This is a genomic window from Ruegeria sp. CG4 (assembly GCF_056537185.1).
The window spans coordinates 94,104-112,702 of sequence record NZ_JBQFRB010000008.1; the positions used below are offsets into that span (position 1 = coordinate 94,104).

14 protein-coding genes are annotated in these 18,599 nt (G+C 55.8%); 11 read left to right on the top strand and 3 right to left on the bottom strand.

Annotation, left to right across the window (positions count from 1 at the left end; genetic code table 11):
• Nucleotides 1-585 precede the first annotated feature (585 nt).
• The 5 genes from ACR0J2_RS18540 (at nucleotide 586) to ACR0J2_RS18560 (ending at nucleotide 3,922) form a co-directional block, all read left to right on the top strand.
• Entirely contained in the window at nucleotides 586-1,932 is a 1,347-nt protein-coding gene (locus tag ACR0J2_RS18540; protein ID WP_171676814.1) for a DUF3560 domain-containing protein, read from the top strand.
• Nucleotides 1,929-2,237 carry a hypothetical protein gene (locus tag ACR0J2_RS18545; RefSeq protein ID WP_171676812.1) on the top strand — a complete coding sequence of 103 codons (309 nt, stop codon included), beginning with the start codon at nucleotides 1,929-1,931 and terminating at the stop codon, nucleotides 2,235-2,237. Before ACR0J2_RS18540 ends, ACR0J2_RS18545 begins: the two co-directional genes overlap by 4 nt.
• Nucleotides 2,234-2,842 (top strand): methyltransferase type 11, encoded by a 609-nt coding sequence (locus tag ACR0J2_RS18550; protein WP_171676810.1) that lies wholly within the window; start codon nucleotides 2,234-2,236, stop codon nucleotides 2,840-2,842. The genes ACR0J2_RS18545 and ACR0J2_RS18550 overlap by 4 nt, the downstream gene beginning before the upstream one ends.
• 49 nt (nucleotides 2,843-2,891) lie before the next feature.
• A complete protein-coding gene (locus tag ACR0J2_RS18555) occupies nucleotides 2,892-3,047 on the top strand; it encodes a hypothetical protein (RefSeq protein ID WP_480813462.1) in 156 nt (51 codons plus the stop codon).
• A 713-nt stretch (nucleotides 3,048-3,760) separates the two neighbouring features.
• The gene (locus tag ACR0J2_RS18560; RefSeq protein WP_171676806.1) at nucleotides 3,761-3,922 is read left to right on the top strand and encodes a hypothetical protein; all 162 of its coding nucleotides are present in this window, start codon (nucleotides 3,761-3,763) and stop codon (nucleotides 3,920-3,922) included.
• Between the two features lie 541 nt (nucleotides 3,923-4,463).
• Here ACR0J2_RS18560 and ACR0J2_RS18565 read toward each other — a convergent pair.
• Complete coding sequence (locus tag ACR0J2_RS18565; RefSeq protein ID WP_171676804.1) at nucleotides 4,464-5,489, bottom strand: GlxA family transcriptional regulator; 1,026 nt, start codon at nucleotides 5,487-5,489, stop codon at nucleotides 4,464-4,466.
• A gap of 117 nt (nucleotides 5,490-5,606) precedes the next feature.
• Here ACR0J2_RS18565 and ACR0J2_RS18570 point away from each other — a divergent pair, with 117 nt between their 5' ends.
• The 5 genes from ACR0J2_RS18570 to ACR0J2_RS18590 all read left to right on the top strand — a co-directional run bounded on the left by ACR0J2_RS18570 (nucleotide 5,607) and on the right by ACR0J2_RS18590 (nucleotide 14,111).
• Entirely contained in the window at nucleotides 5,607-6,686 is a 1,080-nt protein-coding gene (locus ACR0J2_RS18570; RefSeq protein WP_171676802.1) for a class I SAM-dependent methyltransferase, read from the top strand.
• A gap of 24 nt (nucleotides 6,687-6,710) precedes the next feature.
• Nucleotides 6,711-7,931: a flavin-containing monooxygenase gene (locus tag ACR0J2_RS18575; protein ID WP_171676800.1), complete on the top strand. Its 1,221-nt coding sequence runs from the start codon at nucleotides 6,711-6,713 to the stop codon at nucleotides 7,929-7,931.
• A gap of 407 nt (nucleotides 7,932-8,338) precedes the next feature.
• On the top strand, nucleotides 8,339-10,051 hold the full coding sequence (locus ACR0J2_RS18580; protein WP_171676798.1) for an adenylate/guanylate cyclase domain-containing protein: 1,713 nt from the start codon (nucleotides 8,339-8,341) through the stop codon (nucleotides 10,049-10,051).
• Nucleotides 10,052-10,420: 369 nt separating this feature from the next.
• A complete protein-coding gene (locus ACR0J2_RS18585) occupies nucleotides 10,421-12,163 on the top strand; it encodes a sigma-54-dependent Fis family transcriptional regulator (RefSeq protein WP_171676829.1) in 1,743 nt (580 codons plus the stop codon).
• A 148-nt stretch (nucleotides 12,164-12,311) separates the two neighbouring features.
• A complete protein-coding gene (locus ACR0J2_RS18590) occupies nucleotides 12,312-14,111 on the top strand; it encodes an NAD(P)/FAD-dependent oxidoreductase (protein ID WP_171676796.1) in 1,800 nt (599 codons plus the stop codon).
• A gap of 63 nt (nucleotides 14,112-14,174) precedes the next feature.
• Here ACR0J2_RS18590 and ACR0J2_RS18595 read toward each other — a convergent pair whose 3' ends face one another.
• Nucleotides 14,175-15,035, bottom strand: coding sequence for a DMT family transporter (locus ACR0J2_RS18595; RefSeq protein WP_171181573.1), 861 nt, complete (start codon nucleotides 15,033-15,035; stop codon nucleotides 14,175-14,177).
• Nucleotides 15,036-15,151: 116 nt separating this feature from the next.
• Between ACR0J2_RS18595 and ACR0J2_RS18600 the strand changes: the two genes are divergently transcribed.
• Nucleotides 15,152-16,546, top strand: coding sequence for an aminotransferase-like domain-containing protein (locus ACR0J2_RS18600; RefSeq protein WP_171676794.1), 1,395 nt, complete (start codon nucleotides 15,152-15,154; stop codon nucleotides 16,544-16,546).
• Between the two features lie 60 nt (nucleotides 16,547-16,606).
• On the opposite strand, the gene ACR0J2_RS18605 is transcribed toward ACR0J2_RS18600, so the two are convergent.
• A complete protein-coding gene (locus ACR0J2_RS18605) occupies nucleotides 16,607-18,514 on the bottom strand; it encodes a DUF3604 domain-containing protein (RefSeq protein WP_171676792.1) in 1,908 nt (635 codons plus the stop codon).
• Nucleotides 18,515-18,599: the final 85 nt, after the last annotated feature.

An 18,599-nucleotide genomic window follows, 5' to 3' on the forward strand; every position in this document is an offset into this window, starting at 1 on the left:
CCTTGGCAGCTTAGCAAAAGAATAGAACAAAAGGGGTTCAAAAGCAATCATATTGTGGGTGCTTAACGTAAGTATACTAAATATAGTGTTTCCGTCGAGGCAGGATAACACGCGTGCTTTTGTTTTCTGACAAGACCACGCAAACGGTGAATTGAGACCCGCGCGCGGCGCGCGGTTCACATTGATCAATTGACAGGGCTGAGGATCGACGCGCTAAAGCGCGCTCACCCCGGCCCTGGCATTGTCCAATAGTGGGGCTGCTGTGACCGGCAGGCCGGTCCCATCATCCCGATCCGCCCGCATCCTGCGTCGGGCCGGTCAAGGGGCAAGCGCCGCGCGGTGCGCGTCGTCTCCATGTCAAAAAACCGGTTCCTCCCACGCGCGAGCGCGCGGTTCCCTCCCATTTTTTTGCCACTCCGACCCCGTGACAGTCCCGCCCCAGGCCACAGGCAGGGCTTCGCCCTCCTGTTCTGCCAGCCGATAGATGTGGTCCATCTATCAGCTAACAGATCAGAAGGCCGCGCCCATTGGCGGAAAGCTGGGAAACACCGGCAACCGCATCGCCACGATAAGGAGACGCCACGAATGGCTGATTTTGATATTAATATCAGTGCAACTTACTCCCCCGAGGACAATAAGATCCGTTTGTATGCCTCGGAGCGATTGGACGCCGACACATACGAGCGCGTCAAAGCCGCAGGCTTCAAGTGGGCACCTAAACAGGAATTGTTCGTTGCCCCAATGTGGACCGTTGCCCGCGAAAACCTTGCGCTTGAACTGGCAGGCGAGATTGAACCCGAAGAAACCACAATGGCCGAACGGGCGCAGATCACAGCGGATCGCCTGGACGGGATCGCACAGAAACGCGCCGAACAGGCAAACGCATTTCACCGGGCCGCTGATGAACTGTCCCGTGCATTCGAATTTGGTCAGCCTATCCTTGTCGGGCATCACTCCGAGCGCAAAGCCCGCAAGACACAAGAGCGGATGCACAACGCAATGGACAAAGCCGTTAAGGCTCATGGCGCTATCGGTTATTGGCAATATCGCGCGGCAGGTGTCGAGCGTCATGCAAACCGGAAGAATGACCCCAAGGTGCGCGCGCGTCGGATCAAGAAACTACTGGCCGAGCTGCGCGACCTTCAGCGCCGGTTGAACGCTGCGCATAAAGCCTTGGCAATGTGGGAAAGCGCGACCACTGACGCGCAAATCAGTTTCATTCTGGGCCGCAGCCCTTCGGTGCCTTGTGGCCTCTATTCGGCAGTTACAGACGGCAAGACCACACCGGCAGAAGCCCGCGCGCAGTGCATCGAGGCCGCAAAACGCACCATCGAAAGCGACCACCTGTCCCGCTGGATCACTCACACCTTGAACCGCCTTTCATATGAACGCGAAATGCTGGGCGATGTGCCACGTTTTGAAGGTGAGATTACGCCGACTCTGTTGCAAATGTTTGTCCGCGAACACGGCGCAGACAAACCGAAGGGGAAAAAGGTCGATGACGATCTGTTTTCTGTGGAATGTGACGCCCCGTTGCCCGCTCATGTGGCCGATGGCAGCACCGTTGAGCTATCCGCCGACGAGTGGCGCGACTTGATGCAGTCTTGCGGGTACGTGCCGCCCGAAAAGAAACCGGCAAAGCCGCCTATTCTGAATTTCAAAGCGCAGAGCGGCAAATTTTTGGTTCGCAACCCGTGGAATAGAACAGTCGAGTTTGTTCCACAGGTGGAAATGACCAAGGCCGAATTTGCCAAAATTGGCACCGACTACAGGGGAACGCGGCTTTCAGCTTGCGGCGCTTTCCGGGTGCGGATCGCACCGAACCCGAACCACGAAGGGCCGCGTTTCTCGGCTGGATGGGCTGCTATCCTGATCACCGATCAAAAGCAGCATGACGCCCCTGCAGATTTTGACGAGGAAATTGCACAATGACCCGTCATTGGGAAACCCACCTTTACACCTACGCTGTCGCGCTCACTCAGGGCGCGGCAATCCTGCCCGAGAATTTGCAGGGGAGGCGGCAAAAGGCAATCAGCCACGGTCACACGGAGGGAGAATGCCAGATCGTTGAAGCCGACCCGATGGAATACGTTCAGGAGGGTTTTTCGCGCCTGACCGTTCTGGGCAAGGCGGTCACAATGCGCCGTTTGATGGAGACCGGAATCGAGGCAAACACGGCGCAACGGATAGTCAACCAAGCCACGAACGCCCTTGAAGTTGAAAGGCTAGGACGATGACTCAGAAACGGCCAAGCATCTACTACCGCCCGAACAGGCCCCTAACCATTCCGGTTAGGGTGCGGCATGACGCGCCCCAACTGGACGAGCTGAAGGCCCCCGAGGTTATCGCCGTTGACAAGTTCACCGAATGCCACGTGACGCCCGATCCTGTAGCCGCGCGGATGGTTGGTTATCTCGGGCCGCAAGGTGACTATCTGACATTGGAGCCAAGCGCCGGGACCGGCCAGCTCGCAAAGGCGCTGATTGCATCAGGTCACAGCACTTGCGAATTGACTATGATCGAGCGCCACAACACGCTTGCGGCAAAACTGCGCGCCATTGGCCCCACGATCAACCGTTGTTTTCTTGAGTATGCGGAGGAAGTCAGAGGCCGCGCGCAGTTTCCCCGTATCATCATGAACCCGCCTTTTAAGCAGGTACGCGCCCACATCGAGGCGGCTTTGTCCCTGCTAGGGCAGGGTGGGCATGACGAACCGGCAACCCTTGTTGCCCTGGTCCCTGTCACATTCCACCACGACGAGGCCGAAGAACTCGAAACCTTGCCGCCAAACACTTTTTCGACGGCCAGCGTTCACACGAAAATCATCAGAATCCGCCGCTGAGGGAAAGCCGATGTCTACAAAACCAATTGTCAGGATCGCTTGCGATGCAATGCAGTTTTTCGAAATCGACTTGCCGGATGGAACGGACCCGGAAACCTACGCCGATTCAGACGAAGCCCGTGCCCATTTTGCCGATCTGGTTTCGTTTGGCTTCATAGATTTTCAGCTTGTCCGCCGGTTTGACAGCGACGGAAAGGAGGTTTGACCACTGCTTGCGCGCCGCCATGCGTGGCGCGCGGCTTTCTTAGGTCGGCCAACACGCCTACCATTCCACAGTCTCAGATCAGAGGTCGCCTATGAATCAAATTCTTCACCGCATCTATTTGTCAGGGTATGGCGGTTGGACAATGCCCCGGCCACTTCGCCGCATACTTGCGCGTTCGTCATTTCATCGCGCATGGCTGAGTGGCCGCAACGGCTGCTTTGTCGAGGCTGGCACACGTTACAGCCCAGCAAACCCCTATCCGGGCTAACCAGCTCATTCGGTTGTGGCGTCCCGGCGAACCGGGGCCACCGCCCCGATTAGCCAGGACTGTGCGCTTCCAGCGCACGGGGCCGCATGGCGGCCGGAACGGATCGGCTTTAACGTCCGCTGTTGCCGTGCTAATCTCACTAAGCCGACGGCAATCGGCAAAAACGCTCTTTTGAGCCAGTCGGCCCGATCGTTGCCGCGAGTCTGGGCCGACTGCCTTTCCCTCAAAACTCTAAGTTCTGCACACACCGCACCAGGTCGCCGGTTCCACTGCGAACCTCTGTTTTTTGCGCGCCTGCCTTAGATCCGTCCCGATGAAAATGAGCGGCCAAGATACACGCCGCGCAGACCCGTAAACACCAAGCCCTACGATGCGCTGCGCGCGTGTTGACTGGTCTGCTTTCCCGGCGTGTTCGGGAGCCGCGAATTTTCAACAGGAGACAGACATGAAATACATTCGCAAAAAATCAAAACAGCTTCGCAAACTAGCAGCTCGCCGCCTAAAAGCCGTGAGAAAACAGCTTCAGAAAATCGACTTGAGCCTCAGCATCGAGGTCAACTTGATCTTCATTAAAATCACTTTCACTGCCAAACGCCGGGAGCCTTAGCTGTAATGACCTGCAAACATAATCAGTTCGGCTTGCAATCATCCTGATTTTCGGCCTGAATTATTTGCATCTATCGGAGGGGCCAAACCCGGATTATCTGCGAATGAACCCAGATTATTTGCAACCAGCCTGCAATCATCCGCTCCGGCTCACATTAAATGCGAACAGGGTTTTCCCCGCGTTTTCAAGTATCTGCCTTCTCATCAAATTATCCAGCCACTGAACGTAGATTGTTGGACGCGATTTCGAGACAATATTATTCAGCGGTTGTGGCGTCGTGGATGGCCATGCTCTGCTGTCTGGAAATCCCCCGTTTCCCAGATCCGCCGTTCGGACAAAGCGCGGCGAAGGCGTTGGGAGAGCCCAACCCGTAAATCCGATTTTCCCGCTACGCGCGCACGCGTCACAAAATAATACGGCATGAGCGAAAAATTCGGTGCCGCCCCGCGGCGCGACTACCCGTCATTCATGCAGACCGCGGCTTCGATCATGAATGCTGAATAACAAGCCCACGCAACTTGCATCATTCGAAGCACTCGTTCTAAAGCGCCGAAGGAGCCAGCGATAAGCGTTTCTTCCGATAGGCCGATGCAGGCATGCCCACATATCTCCGAAACGCATTTCGGAAACTTGATGGCTCTGTATATCCAACCTCGGCAGCTATATCGTCGATGGGCATATCGGTCGTTTCCAGCATCTGTTTAGCCTCTTCGACCCTGAGCGTCTGAATGTACTCAACCGGGGTCTGCCCGGTGGCTTTGCGAAACCGCCGCAACAGACTTCGCTCGGTCAGACCGCTTCGGGCGGCCATGGCGGCAACTGGGGTTGGCAGGGCATAGTTATCCGCGGCCCAAACCTGGGCATCTGCAACCAGCGCATCCTCATGTTGTGCTCCCGCAATCAAAGAAGCGTAGTGCAACTGTCCTTCAGTGTGAGGCTGGAGCAAGTAAATCTTGGCGAGGCGTCGGGCCTCATCCTGTCCAGCAATTCGGCCGACCAGATACAGAACCAGATCACCCCACGCAGACGCTCCACCAGCGGTCACAATCCGATGCCCGTCACCCGCAGGTATCAGAATTCGTTCTCGGCGCACGCGGACATCCGGGAATTTCCGGGCGATGACATCACAGAAACTCCAATGACTGGTGGCATCAAGGCCATCCAACAAGCCCGCCGCCGCGAGTAAGAGCGCACCAGAACAAACAGACGTGATGATTGCGCCGTCAGCGTACGCCTTGACAAGCCACGGGATCACCACGGCGAATTCATCTGGCAACGGTGCGTCAGGCGCAAGATGCAGATCAGGAACGATTACCAGGTCAGGTTGACCATAATCGGCCAGTGATCCGTCCGGCGTGATACGTCGTCCGTTGATGTCGACATAAGGTGCTCCATCTACCGACAACATCTTGGCGTCAAAGATCTTCGCCTTGGGACGGGCCCCATGTAGCATTTCCCAATCCCGGCCGACCGAGGCAAGTGCATCGAGAATACTGTAAGCCGTCGAGGTTCCGACGCAGGGCAAAGTCACAACCGTTGTACGACAAGGGGCTTTGAATGTTTGCATCGCTATGTCCGATATTCACCGTTTTGGTCAATCTTGGGCATATCACGACTCGCAACCTTGCGGCAATACCGATGCAGAAACAGACGATATGAACGCCAAAAACATCGGAGAAGCCCCATGAACGACCAAACAACAGTTACTTTTGATGAGGCCAAGGCAGAGCGCTTTGGAGAGCAGATGGTCGACACATTGAATAGTGCCGCGCTCGCGTTGATGACGTCGATTGGCCACCGTACCAACCTATTTGACGCGCTCGCCGGTTTACCCAACGCGACCTCGAAAACTCTGGCCGAGAAGGCTGGTTTAGCCGAGCGTTACATTCGTGAATGGCTGGCTGTGATGGTGACGTCAGGCGTGGTCGATTACGACCCCGGAGCCGGAACCTACAATCTTCCGCCTGAACACGCGGCGCTGCTTACTCGCGCGGCGGAACCCGACAACATGGCTGTAACCTGCCAGTTCATTGGTGTCATGGCCTCGGTCGAGGAGGACATGGTCGCACGGTTTCGAGATGGGGCTGGCACCCATTACCATGACTACTGTCGCTTTCATGAAGTCATGGCAGAAGACAGCGCTCAGCTGGTGGTATCGGCCCTGATAGAGCACATCCTTCCTGTGGAACCCGGTCTGATCGAGCGTCTTGAACACGGGATTGATGTTCTGGACGTGGGCTGTGGCGCAGGCCGCGCGATGATGGAACTGGCCCAAGCCTTTCCTGCAAGCCGCTTTATGGGGATCGATCTGTGTGAGGACGCCTTTACTGAAACGCAAGTCTCAGCGGCACGCATGGGTCTGAAGAACCTGACGTTTCGTGCGCAGGACCTTTCCAAGGTCAAGTCTCTGGGACGTTTCGATCTGATCACAGCGTTTGATGCGGTGCACGATCAGAAAGACCCGCAGGGATTGCTGGACCTTGTCTACCGCTCACTCGCCGAGGACGGATTGCTTCTGATGCAAGATATAGGCGGATCCCGGAATCTAGAAACCAACATCCAAAATCCGTTTGCACCCCTGCTTTATTCCCTGTCGCTGATGCACTGCACGCCAGTGTCAATTGGGCAAGGCGGGCCAGGCCTCGGAGCAATGTGGGGCATTGAGACAGCACAGGAATACCTCGCCAATGCAGGCTTCGGGCAGGTCGAGACCCATCACCTGCCTCATGATCAACTCAACGCATATTTCTTCGCGCGCCGTTAAGCGCACTGTTTTTGGAGTTCTCAAATGACATTTCCCCATTCAACAACCGCCATCATTATCGGAGCCGGTCTTTCCGGGTTGGCTGCGGCCTCTGAACTGCGCGCCCGGAACATTCCGTTCACCATTCTGGAAGCGTCCGACAGGGTGGCCGATCCGTGGCGCGCACGGCATCCGAAGTTGCGGCTGAACATTCATCGCCATTTCGCCAGCCTTCCCGGATATCACGCACCTCGTAACTCGGACACCTTTTTGCCCCGAGATGCTGTTGTCGATTACCTGAGCGAGTATGCGCGTCAGTTTGCTTCCGATATCCACTTCGAGACCCGCGTCCTGTCAATCCTCCACGAAGACGACATCTGGCAGATTGAAACCAACAGGGGCACCTATTTCAGCGCTCACCTGATTGTCGCAACGGGGCGGGAGAAAGTGCCTGATATGCCCGTTTGGCCGGGCATGGAGGAGTTTGGCGGTCAAATCATCCACGCCGCCGACTTCGATGACCCCAGTGAATACGACGGGAAGAAAGTCCTTGTCATCGGGGCCGGCAACTCGGGCACAGATGTGTTGAATCATTTGTCTCGCTGTAACCCGGCGCAGGTCTGGGTTTCGGTCAGGCACGGGCCATCGATCCTGCCATCCCGCGTCTTCGGCTTTTCGCTACAGCGGCTGGCCAACCTCTTCACGCTATTCCCCAAATGGTCGCTCGATCCGATCTTTTCGATCATGCAGCGCGCCTTCTTTGGGAACCTGCGCCGCTATGGCTTGCGCCGCCATGTCATGGGCGGTGGTTCCCGGATGCTGAAAGACGGAGTAACCTTCGCTCTGGATGATGGTTTTGTCTCTGCGCTGAAGTCTGGTCGGTTTGCGGCCGTCAGCGAAACCGTCGGCTTTTCACCCCACGCCGTTGAACTGGCAAGTGGTCGAAAAATCTACCCTGACGTAGTGATCTGCGCCACTGGTTATCGAGCAGATCTGGATGAACTCTTCGGGCACATGGGTGCGTTGGACAACAAAGGTTACCCACTTCATCCGATGGGTCAGGAAGATCCCCGAAATCCCGGTCTTTGGTTCACAGGGTACGGATTGTTGTTTCAGGGATTTTTCCACGCGGCGGGTATCAGCGCAAATCGCATCGCGACCCACATCGAAGCGTGTGCCAACGCGTCGTCCCAAGCTCAATCATCAAGGCACCTTTCACAAGGTGTAAATCAAGGCGTTCGGTCTTTGGAAGAAGCAGCGCGATGAACTTTTCAAACTCCGCACTGATGCAGCCGCCACCAAAGGGCTGGTGGCTGCATATCACAAGCATCTGTCAACTCTTTGGGAACCTCCTGCGCCGGAAACGGAAGGTTTATTGCTTGGACGAATTGCCTAACCATCTGTTGCGTGACGTAGGTCTTGAGCGCCTCATCGAATTGAAACCCAAGGCCAATTTCCAACACCGTCTGCTATAGCGTTTCTCGGGTCGGCTGTTTCCTGTAACTTAGGGTCAATTGCGGGAGAGCCTGAAATCCAAAGCTGCATGAGTTGCGGTCGTTCAAGGACGGCGCGGCGAATGTTGCCGATGAGCCCAAAGGTGACGTTAAAAGGCGACCTTGTCGGGCTGACAGAAGTCGAGTGTCGCGTTAAGTTCCTTAAAACAGGGGGAACGAATGGACAGACGTCTTACGACGGTGCTTGCGGCGGACATTGTCGGCTACTCAGCACTGATGGATTATGACCGGGAAGGTACGATTAGTGCGCTCCGATCATTTCGTGAAGATACGCTCCAATTGCTTCTGAAAGCCCATGGCGGGACAATGATCAAAAGCTTGGGCGATGGTTGGATCGCCGAGTTTAAGTCCACATCAGACGCTGTAGATTGCGCTATCGCAATACAGTCTGCTCAGAAACCAGACAGTATCAAGCTTCGAATTGGCATTCATACCGGCGAGGTTGTCACCGAAGGCGACGACATTTTTGGTGATGGAATAAATGTCGCCGCTCGTCTCGAAGCAATGGCCGAGCCAGATCAGGTATTGTTGTCGGATACATCTCACAACAGTCTTGACCGAGGCGATGCATCCAAGTTCGACGGCGGTGAGCAGACGGAACTCAAAAACATCACGCGCCGCATTGGTGTTTGGTGCTGGCCTAAGGGCACTTCAGCCAACCTATCTCAAAAAACGGATGCTAGACCTGGGATTGCAGTGCTTCCATTCGACAATATGTCTGATGATCCCGAACAGGAATTCTTTGCGGACGGAATCACAGAAGACATCATCACAGAGTTGTCTCGTTTCCGCTGGCTGATGGTCGTGGCCCGAAATTCGTCCTTCACTTTTAAAGGCAAAAGCACGGATATTCGCGAAGTTGGTCGCATACTTGGAGTGCGCTATGTTCTCGAGGGCTCGGTCAGACGAGCAGGTCAACGCGTCCGCATTACTGGGCAATTGATTGATGCGGAAAACGGCAGTCATCTCTGGGCAGAACGCTTTGACGGCGTACTTGATGATATTTTCGACCTTCAAGACAAAGTCACGCTGGAAGTCATTACAGCGATTGAGCCATCGCTACGGCACGCCGAAACAAACCGCGCGCGCGCGAAACCCACGGATAATTTGGAAGCCTATGAACTTTACCTGCGAGCGCAATCGCACTTCCACCTATTGACGGATGAAGACAATCGAGAGGCCATAAGGCTGACGACCCTCGCACTGGGTCGCGACCCGGAATATGCGTCAGCATCAGGTTTGTTGGCTTGGTTGCATATTCAACGCATGGTCCAAGGGCTTGAGCCTATTGGCGAAGGGCCGAAAGAGGCCGTAAAAGCAGCCGAACGGGTGCTGCTTAGCGATCGTGCAGACGGGATCGCACTGGCGTATGCTGCGCATTCAATCTCAATGCTGGCGCGGGATTTACCACGCGCGCGGGTTGCGTTTAAACAAGCTCTCGAGCAGAACCCAAACGCCGCAACAGTTCACATGCTGGCGTCCATCAACCTGTTTCTGCTTAATCGCCCAGAGGAGGCACTCAGCCACGCAACTCAATCTGTGGACTTCAGCCCGCACGATCCATTGCGCCATGCTGCTTATCTCGCTCAAGCAAGTGCACTATTCCATCTTGGGCGCTATGAAGAATCCATTAAGGCTTGCCGAAATGCCTTATCTGTGCGTTCAAACTTCGTAATGAGTCATCTCATGCTGATCGCTGCTCTGGGCCACCTCACCGATGGTGATGCTGCTCGCGAAGCGGTTGCAAATCTTCAGGCTTTGCGCCCAGGGCTGACCGTAACCTCGGCGCAGACTCAATTACCAATATTCACTGTCCCATCTTGTGCAAACAATTGGCGTGAAGGTTGGTTAAAAGCAGGGTTACCGCAATAGGTGACTGGTATAGTTGGTGAACATAGATTAACGCCACTCGACGCGAAGTTAGCGAAACCTCAGAAATTTGAAACCAAGAAAACTGAATCCCCGCAGTAAAGTCTTTATTACATTTTGCCACACTCAAAATCCTTACTGTCCGCTACTTTCCGGTTCGTCAGCGGTTCAGCAAAAGGTAGTTCGTCCCGGACCTGTCGCTCGTGGATAGCGCGGCGAAAGCGTCGGGAGAGCCCGAAAGTGAGCTATGCCGCGCGTTCAACGAAGGTCAGCTTGACGAAACGAAGCGCCAAACGTTTGCCAGACGAAATTTGAGCATAGGCGCGAAGCCTTCCACCTGCTATTTTTAGGAAGGGTTTGCAGGACGGGAAGCTGTTGGATCGCCAGCATTCAAAAGAGATTGACCGTGTCTTGAGCGGGTTCGATACAGGGCGAGACCGACTTGTCGCGGACAGCTGGCAGCGCTGTGTTGAGACCTATGGTATGGATCCCTCACGACAGGAACCAGCGTACATACTGCCTGACACCAAATTCCGTGAACATCTGGAACAATCCGAACGTCTGATCGCAACGGCGCGCTCGGGGCTGCAATCGCTGTTTGCGCAGGTGGCAGGGCAGAACTATGTCCTGCTGCTTGCGGATGCAGATGGCGTCTGCGTCGATTTCTTTGGCGACCGGAACTTCGAGGACGAACTCAGAACTGCCGGTCTTCATCTGGGATTCAAGTGGACGGAAGAGTTGGCAGGAACGAACGGGGTAGGGTCGTGTATCGTTACAGGTCAGCCGGTGACGATCCATCAGGGGGATCATTTTTCGATCACGCATACGCCGCTGTCTTGTACGGCAGCGCCTATTTTCGATACCAAAGGTGGTCTTGCGGCTGTTTTGGATGTTTCGTTGTTGCGTGGCCCTTCGCCTAAGGCGTCGCAGAATCTGGCCATGACATTGGTGACGAATTCCGCCCGTCGCGTCGAGATGGCAAACCTGATGGCATCGACCAGGCGCGATTGGGTCCTGCGCTTTTCAGCAAGCCCCGAATTTCTCGAGGTCGATCCTGAAGCGGCGGTTGCAGTGGACGGAAGCGGCAAGATCATTGGTATGACCTCGGGGGCCCGACGCGCACTGGACCCGGACGGTTCGGGCCACCTGATCGGGTCGCAATTGCAGGACTGGCTTGAAATCAGTGTTGATGACATGCCGGAGTTCATGCGCGGCAGACCGTCCGAAGACCGCGTTCTACACCTCAAGGACGGGCGAGCGCTCTATGGTCATGCCGTTGCGCCACAGACGTCGCAGATGACGGCGGCCCTGCGCAAGCGAGAACAGGTTCTGCCCGGAGCCCTTGGCAGTTTTGCGGGGCCGGATGCGGACCTTCAGCAGCTTTTGAACAATGCTGCGCGTCTTGCACCGACCAGCCTGCCGCTTTTGCTGACTGGTGAAAGCGGCACGGGCAAGACCAAACTGGCGCGTGCGATCCACATGGCCGATCCTGCGAGACAGGATTTCCACACAGTGATCTGTTGCGATACCGAGACATTCGATTTCTGCCAAACCATCGACCCCGGCACGCTGTTCCTGAGCGGTGTCGAAGACCTGAGCGAGCCTGCACAGGCCTCTCTTTTAGCAGTGCTTGAGCGGCGGGCTGATCTGAGGATCATTGCCTCATGTCGGCAGCCCCCGGCGGGATTGCAGGGCGGTCTGCGTGAAGATCTGCTGCACCGGATTGCGGGGGCCACATTTTCTCTGCCGCCTTTGCGCCACCGAGCGGATCTGGATTGGCTAATTGATCGCCTGCTTCGACGGTTTGCAAGCCATGATATTCACCTGTCGACAGTCGCGCGCGCCGATCTGAAATCACGACTATGGAGCGGCAATATTCGTGAACTGGAACATCTGCTGCACAGCGCGGTCGCCCTGTGTCAGGACAACATCATCGACTTGACGGATTTGCCAGCCCCGGCGCTCGCCCCTGCGCAAAAGCTGGACTCAGATGATCTGGAAGCACTGCTGCGTGCTTGCGATTGGAATATGTCTCAAGTGGCGCGACGCCTTGGCGTGAACCGGTCGACAATCCTGCGCCGTGTGCGAAAGGCCGGGCTTATTCCACCTGCATAAACGCACATGCCTTCGTGTTGCGCCCTTGTTGCGCGCGCAACAAGTCTTGGGATTTTTGGCCGAGGTCAAGCGTTGAGCCGCCAAATCGACTTGCCCGAAGGGACGCGGATTTGCCAGCCTTTTGCTCCGTGGAGATAGGGAGGATGACATGCTCGACACAACACTCTCGGATCAGGTGCAGGGGTTCCTGGATGACTTCGGTACGGCTTTATCCCAAGGCGATATCGATGCCGCCTGCGATATGTTCCAGGACGATTGCTATTGGCGCGATCTGGTCAGCTTTACCTGGAATATCAAAACGGTCGAAGGCAAGGCGCAGGTGGCAGATATGCTCGCGCATCAGTTGGCCACAACAAAGCCGAGCGGTTGGAAAATAGCCGAAGGTGAAGTACCCACTGAAGATGGCGGAATAACCACCGCATGGATCGAGTTCGAAACCGAAGTGGCACGCGGCTTTGGGTTAATCCGCCTCAAGGATGGCAAGATATGGACCTTGCTGACCACGATGGTCGAGCTGAAAGGTCATGAAGAGCCTAAAGGGTTCAACCGCCCACTTGGGGCCAAGCATGGTGCGGGTAAACACAGGACCACATGGGCGGAAGAACGGGCCCAAGAAGAGGCTGAACTGGGCAACAAAACACAGCCCTACTGCGTCATCATCGGAGGTGGTCAGGGTGGGATCGCCATGGGTGCGCGGCTGCGACAGCTCGGCGTCCCGACGATCATCGTTGAACGGAATGACCGGCCTGGCGATAGTTGGCGCAATCGCTACAAATCCCTCTGCCTGCATGATCCGGTCTGGTATGACCATCTGCCTTACATCAAGTTCCCGGAAAACTGGCCCGTGTTCTCGCCCAAGGACAAGATCGGCGACTGGCTTGAGATGTACACCAAAGTGATGGAGCTGAATTATTGGACGCGCACGACGGCCAAATCCGCCACCTTCGATGAAGACAAGGGCGAATGGACTATCACGGTGGACCGGGATGGCGAAGAGGTGGTGTTGCGGCCCAAGCAGCTGATCATGGCGACGGGTATGTCCGGCAAGAAACGCATGCCTGATTTTCCGGGTATGGATGTTTTTAAGGGTGAGCAGGCACATTCTTCGGAACACGACGGGCCGGCCAGATGGGCAGGCAAGAAAGTTGTCGTGGTGGGGTCCAACAACTCGGCCCATGACATCTGCGCCGCGCTTTGGGAAAACGATGCCGATGTGACAATGGTGCAGCGGTCCTCAACCCATATTGTCCGCTCGGACACCCTTATGGAAATCGGACTGGGCGATCTTTATTCTGAACGTGCGGTGCGGTCTGGCATGACGACCGAAAAGGCCGATCTGATCTTTGCATCACTGCCTTATCGCATTCTGCATGAATTCCAGATTCCGGCCTATGCCGCGATGAAAGAGCAGGACAAAGAGTTTTATGACGGTTTGGAAAAGGCCGGGTTCTGGCTGGATTGGGGCGATGACGAAAGCGGGCTGTTCATGAAATACCTGCGCCGCGGATCAGGCTATTACATCGATATTGGGGCCAGCCAGTTGATCATTGATGGTGAGATCAAGCTGAAACGCGGTCAGGTTACAGCCCTTGATGAAACCGGAGTCATCCTTGATGACAGAACGCATCTGGATGCTGATCTGGTGGTCTATGCGACCGGGTATAATTCGATGAACGGCTGGGTTGCTGACCTGATGGGTCAGGATATGGCGGATCGGCTTGGGAAATGTTGGGGTCTGGGCTCTGACACAACCAAGGACCCGGGGCCTTGGGAAGGCGAGCAACGCAATATGTGGAAGCCGACACAGGTTCCAAACCTTTGGATGCATGGTGGAAACCTGCATCAGTCCCGGCATTATTCACAGTTTCTCTCGCTGCAGATAAAGGCTCGGATGGAGGGCATCCTGACGCCGGTCTATGGCCTTCAAGAAGTGCATCACCTCAGTTAAAGCATGCGCTACAACCAAGAAGCGGACTTTCAATTTATTCGATTGAAAGTCTGCTTTGTCCCGTTACGCGAAGTGCTTCGCACCGGCCACGCAAATCACGACGAAAACCGTTACCCCGATCATCGAAGGCGCGACCGGTTCCGCTAGTAAGGCCGCTGCAAGGATCAAGCCGAAAAATGGCTGAAGCAGTTGTAGCTGCCCAACACCTGCTGTGCCCCCGCGAGCCAGACCGCGATACCAAAACACAAATCCAACCAGCATCGAAAAAATGGAGACGTATCCCAAACTGAGCCAGACAGGCATGCTCAAATCGGCAAATGTGTCAGGCCATGTGAAGATTGCGAGAATGACCATGAACGGTGATGACAAGACAAGCGCCCAGGAAATCACCTGCCAGCCGCCCAATCGACGCGAGAGCAGCGCCCCTTCGGCGTAGCCCAATCCGCAGGCGAGGATGGCCGCCAGCATAAACAGGTCTCCAATCAGGGACACTTCTGCACTTTGCGTGAGGGCAAAACCAACGACGGCCGCACTCCCCAAGACGGAAAACAACCAGAACATTCCGGCCGGACGTTCGCCGCCGCGCAACGCGCCAAATGCAGCGGTACTCAAGGGCAAAAGCCCGATGAAGACGATTGAATGCGCAGCCGTGATGTGCTGAAGGGCCAAGGCTGTCAGCAGAGGAAAGCCGATCACGACGCCCAAAGCCACTGTTATGAGGGATCCCAGATCCGCCAGCGAAGGTTTAAGCTGTTTGAATAAGACCAGCAAACACAGTGCTAGAGCTGTCGCCAGCACGGCACGAGCCGAGGTCAGAAAAAGAGGGTCAAATCCATTTATGGCCACTCGTGTCGCGGGCAAGGATCCACTGAAGATCAGCACACCGATCAATCCACTGCCCCAACCCGAAAATGAAGACGTCATCGCCACACAATCCTTTTTGGATCTTGTAGTGGAAGCGCTGTAGTAAATGCAGATACAGAACAGTACAGTTCACTCGAACTGTAACGGTAGATGAACCCAAACAGATTGATTGTACCATGGCCAAAGCGACCCGTCGCACACTCGTGATGGACCATATCACACGCAGGATACGGTCTCGTACATATAGCACAGGAACCAAGCTGCCGTCTGTCCGGGTGCTCGCACGTAGATTGGGCGTCTCACCCTCGACCGTAGTTGAGGCCTACGACGTCTTGGCCGCTGAGGGCGTTATCTTTGCCCGACGCGGTTCTGGTTTCTTTGTTTCCGACCGCGTTCAGCCCTTTGTCGTGTCGCAAACCGGGCCACAGCTTGAGCGAGAGATTGATCCGCTTTGGGTCGCTCGGCAATCCATTGATGCAGAAGACAGCATGGAGAAGCCCGGATGCGGGTGGATGCCGTCAGACTGGATGCCTCTGGCGTCACTGCGTCGGGCCATGCGTAATGTGGCACGGGGCAACAGCAATGTGTTGACCGATTATAGCAATGCAAAGGGGCACGCGGGCCTGCGCCAACACGTGGCACGCATGTTGGGCGATCAAAACATAGACGTCGACCCAAACACCGTTTTGCTTACAAATTCTGGGTCACAAGCGCTGGATTTGATCTGCAGATTGCTGCTCAAGCCGGGTGATACAGTTCTGGTGGACGATCCGTGCTATTTCAATTTTCAAGCCCTCTTGCGTGCGCATCAGGTCGCACTTGTTAGTGTGCCCTACACGCCCAATGGTCCCGATCTCACGATATTCGAAAGCGTTCTACGCAAAGAGCGTCCCCGACTCTATCTGACCAACTCGGCATTGCACAATCCAACTGGCGCGACGCTCTCAGCAGCGACCGCGCATCGCGTGTTATCTCTGGCCGAGACCCATGATCTGCTTATCGTGGAAGACGCTATCTTTGCTGAGTTCGAGCCGGGCCTGTCTCCGCGTCTAGCCGCGTTGGATGGGCTGGACCGTGTTCTTACGATTGGCAGCTTCTCCAAGACGCTTTCGGCGTCGCTACGATGCGGATACATAGCTGCCAGGCCTAGCTGGATTGCCGCCCTGATCGACCTTCAGGTCGCAATCAGCTTTGGTGGGCCGAGCCCGATGGTGTCAGAATTGCTGCACGCAGCCCTCACCGATGGGAGCTACCGCAAACATATGGACACGCTGAGGGCCAAACTGGATCGCGCCCGCGCGCGTTCTATCGATGAGTTGGGCACCCTAAACATCAAGCCCTTCGTGTATCCCAAGGGCGGATTTTACCTATGGTGTGAGCTGCCAGACGGAAGGGATTCGGCCCTGCTGGCACGGGAAGCTCTCAAACAAGGCGTTGTGCTTGCCCCGGGAAATGTCTTCAGTCCGACCCGGTCCAAGAACTCGTTTATGCGCTTCAACGTGAGCCAGATGACGGGAGTGACGCATAAAAGGCTGCTTCGTGAGCTGATGAGTGCGGCCGAGCCACAATGACCGCTTTGCGGAAGCCGCATTGCAGCGTTGTTTGATGAAGCAAATGTCGGCATTGGGCCGTCAGCCGGGCGTATACCAGATCGGGGCCGTATAGGCGCGTTCGGTTGTAACCATCGGCACTTCGGGTGGCATTTCGACGCCAAAGCGCTTGGCTTCATAGGCGGTCCAGCGCGGCGTGGGGATTTCAATGACCCGTGCGTAATAGAAGGACCGCAGTTCCGGATCAAAGTCGGGATCCGTCCAGATACCGATCAGTTCCGGGGCCCCGATGGTATTGGTCCAGGTGGCATTGGTCACGTCGACCGTATTGCCGACATCACCCACTGTTCCATCTTCGTTTGGTTCCCGATCCCCGGACCAGACCACGTCATAGATCTTTTCCTGTCCGTTTCCATCGGAGTCGATCCAGCCCTTGATGATCTGAATGCGGTCCAGATTGCCCGAGAGGGGATCGCGCAGGGCAGCCACCAAAAAGGACGGCACCTGGCCCTCCCGAGGTTGCGCTAGATCCCCTCCCATCGGCACGCCCTTGGCGTAACCGATATCCGCCGGCAGACGGCTGAGTGTGTCTTCCCCGGAGAATTCATAGCCCCCAAAGAATCGAACCAGCATGCGAGAGCCGGTTGTGCCATAGACCTCGCGCCGCTTCATCGCATCGAAAATGGCTTCGCGCGTGTTTTCGACAGCCCAGACCGCCGCATAGCCGCCTGCTGCCTGCTGCCAGCCAAGGATCGACAGATCCGGGTCAGGCGCCTCAATCACAGTATGCTTCCAGCGATGCGGTTCTGGCTCGACGCCGGAATGCTTGCCGAAAAAATTATTCTCTTCGACTGCGGTCAGTCCATTATGGGCGTCGGTGCTGCCGATCTGACCAAACTTGAACGGGTTCACTCCAAACTGGGCCTCCAGCTTCATGCCGTTCTTCAGGGCTTCACGGGTGTACTCATACTGAAGCATGTCCGGCTCTTTCAGCTCTGTACCGTCCAGATTGGACCGGTCCCAGATGTCTTGATCCGCAAAGGCATCGTCAGGCGACAGCATCGGATGTGCCTCGCCTGTGCCTTTGATCTGGGTGACCTCGTAGAGCCGTTCGAACCGGTTGCGCAGCCGAATAATTTCGTCGGTCAAAGGGCCGCCGTCAAAGCTTTCCACATCGAACATGCGCCCGTTGCTGAGGTTTCCGTTATGCGGAATGGCAATGACATCGCCGCCGGTGCGCTCTTCGAACGCGGCCAGATGGCGCCACAGGTCTTCGGGGTTCTTGCTGTCATATTGTGAAAATGGCAGCGTCTGATTGGCTTCGTTCGCATCTCCACGAAAGATCACGTTGCGATGCAGGTTGTTGCCACCATTGGTGGTGTATTCGTACCCGATCACAGCCGAGAAACGGCCCGGTTCGTTGTAACGGTCTGCCAGTGCGGTGTATTCTCGCCAGGCATTCTTGACAGCCGCGCCACTCTCAATCGGAGGTTCGTCATCGGACAATGTGCCGACAATTTCCATCGCAGTGTCAAAGGCCCTTTGGTCATCACCGCTGGTCAGCGCATCGTACCATCGCTTACCGGTCTCTGTCGCCAGAATCTCCCGATCACCCTTCAATAGTTGTGGCATCAGCCCGTACATTTCGGCGTGATCGGCAATGACCACGAAATCCAGCGGACGCGACAGCTTGGCGCGCAATCCATGAGTGGTGATCACCTCTTCACCGCGCGCAAAGCGAAAAGCATCTTCCTGTGTCAAACGGGTCATGGTTCCCGCATCAACGGAGACGATGGTGTGCAGATGCGTATCACCCCACATGGGTAGCGTTGGGAAATTGCGCCCGGCATAGGGGGAGAATTCCTCGGTCCCCAATACCTCCTTTACACTGTCTTCGTGCAGAGTGTGATCTTGGGCGACAACCGGACCTGACGCGATCGCGGTAACGAGAAGGAAACAGGTTAAGCGGTTTATCCGGGACCATATCATGATCATACCTCGTGCACGAAAAACGCTGTGATGATAAAATGATGAGGTAGTTTGCAATATGCGATTCTGGCCTGACCGACGGGAT

Excerpts from the sequence above, each read along its gene's own strand:
- ACR0J2_RS18580 (WP_171676798.1), top strand. The coding sequence starts at position 8,339 with ATGGACAGACGTCTTACGACGGTGCTTGCGGCGGACATTGTCGGCTAC.
- ACR0J2_RS18555 (WP_480813462.1), top strand. The coding sequence starts at position 2,892 with ATGCAGTTTTTCGAAATCGACTTGCCGGATGGAACGGACCCGGAAACC.
- ACR0J2_RS18560 (WP_171676806.1), top strand. The coding sequence starts at position 3,761 with ATGAAATACATTCGCAAAAAATCAAAACAGCTTCGCAAACTAGCAGCT.
- ACR0J2_RS18600 (WP_171676794.1), top strand. The coding sequence starts at position 15,152 with ATGGCCAAAGCGACCCGTCGCACACTCGTGATGGACCATATCACACGC.
- ACR0J2_RS18550 (WP_171676810.1), top strand. The coding sequence starts at position 2,234 with ATGACTCAGAAACGGCCAAGCATCTACTACCGCCCGAACAGGCCCCTA.
- ACR0J2_RS18595 (WP_171181573.1), bottom strand. The coding sequence starts at position 15,035 with ATGACGTCTTCATTTTCGGGTTGGGGCAGTGGATTGATCGGTGTGCTG.
- ACR0J2_RS18575 (WP_171676800.1), top strand. The coding sequence starts at position 6,711 with ATGACATTTCCCCATTCAACAACCGCCATCATTATCGGAGCCGGTCTT.
- ACR0J2_RS18565 (WP_171676804.1), bottom strand. The coding sequence starts at position 5,489 with ATGCAAACATTCAAAGCCCCTTGTCGTACAACGGTTGTGACTTTGCCC.
- ACR0J2_RS18570 (WP_171676802.1), top strand. The coding sequence starts at position 5,607 with ATGAACGACCAAACAACAGTTACTTTTGATGAGGCCAAGGCAGAGCGC.
- ACR0J2_RS18605 (WP_171676792.1), bottom strand. The coding sequence starts at position 18,514 with ATGATATGGTCCCGGATAAACCGCTTAACCTGTTTCCTTCTCGTTACC.
- ACR0J2_RS18590 (WP_171676796.1), top strand. The coding sequence starts at position 12,312 with ATGCTCGACACAACACTCTCGGATCAGGTGCAGGGGTTCCTGGATGAC.
- ACR0J2_RS18545 (WP_171676812.1), top strand. The coding sequence starts at position 1,929 with ATGACCCGTCATTGGGAAACCCACCTTTACACCTACGCTGTCGCGCTC.
- ACR0J2_RS18540 (WP_171676814.1), top strand. The coding sequence starts at position 586 with ATGGCTGATTTTGATATTAATATCAGTGCAACTTACTCCCCCGAGGAC.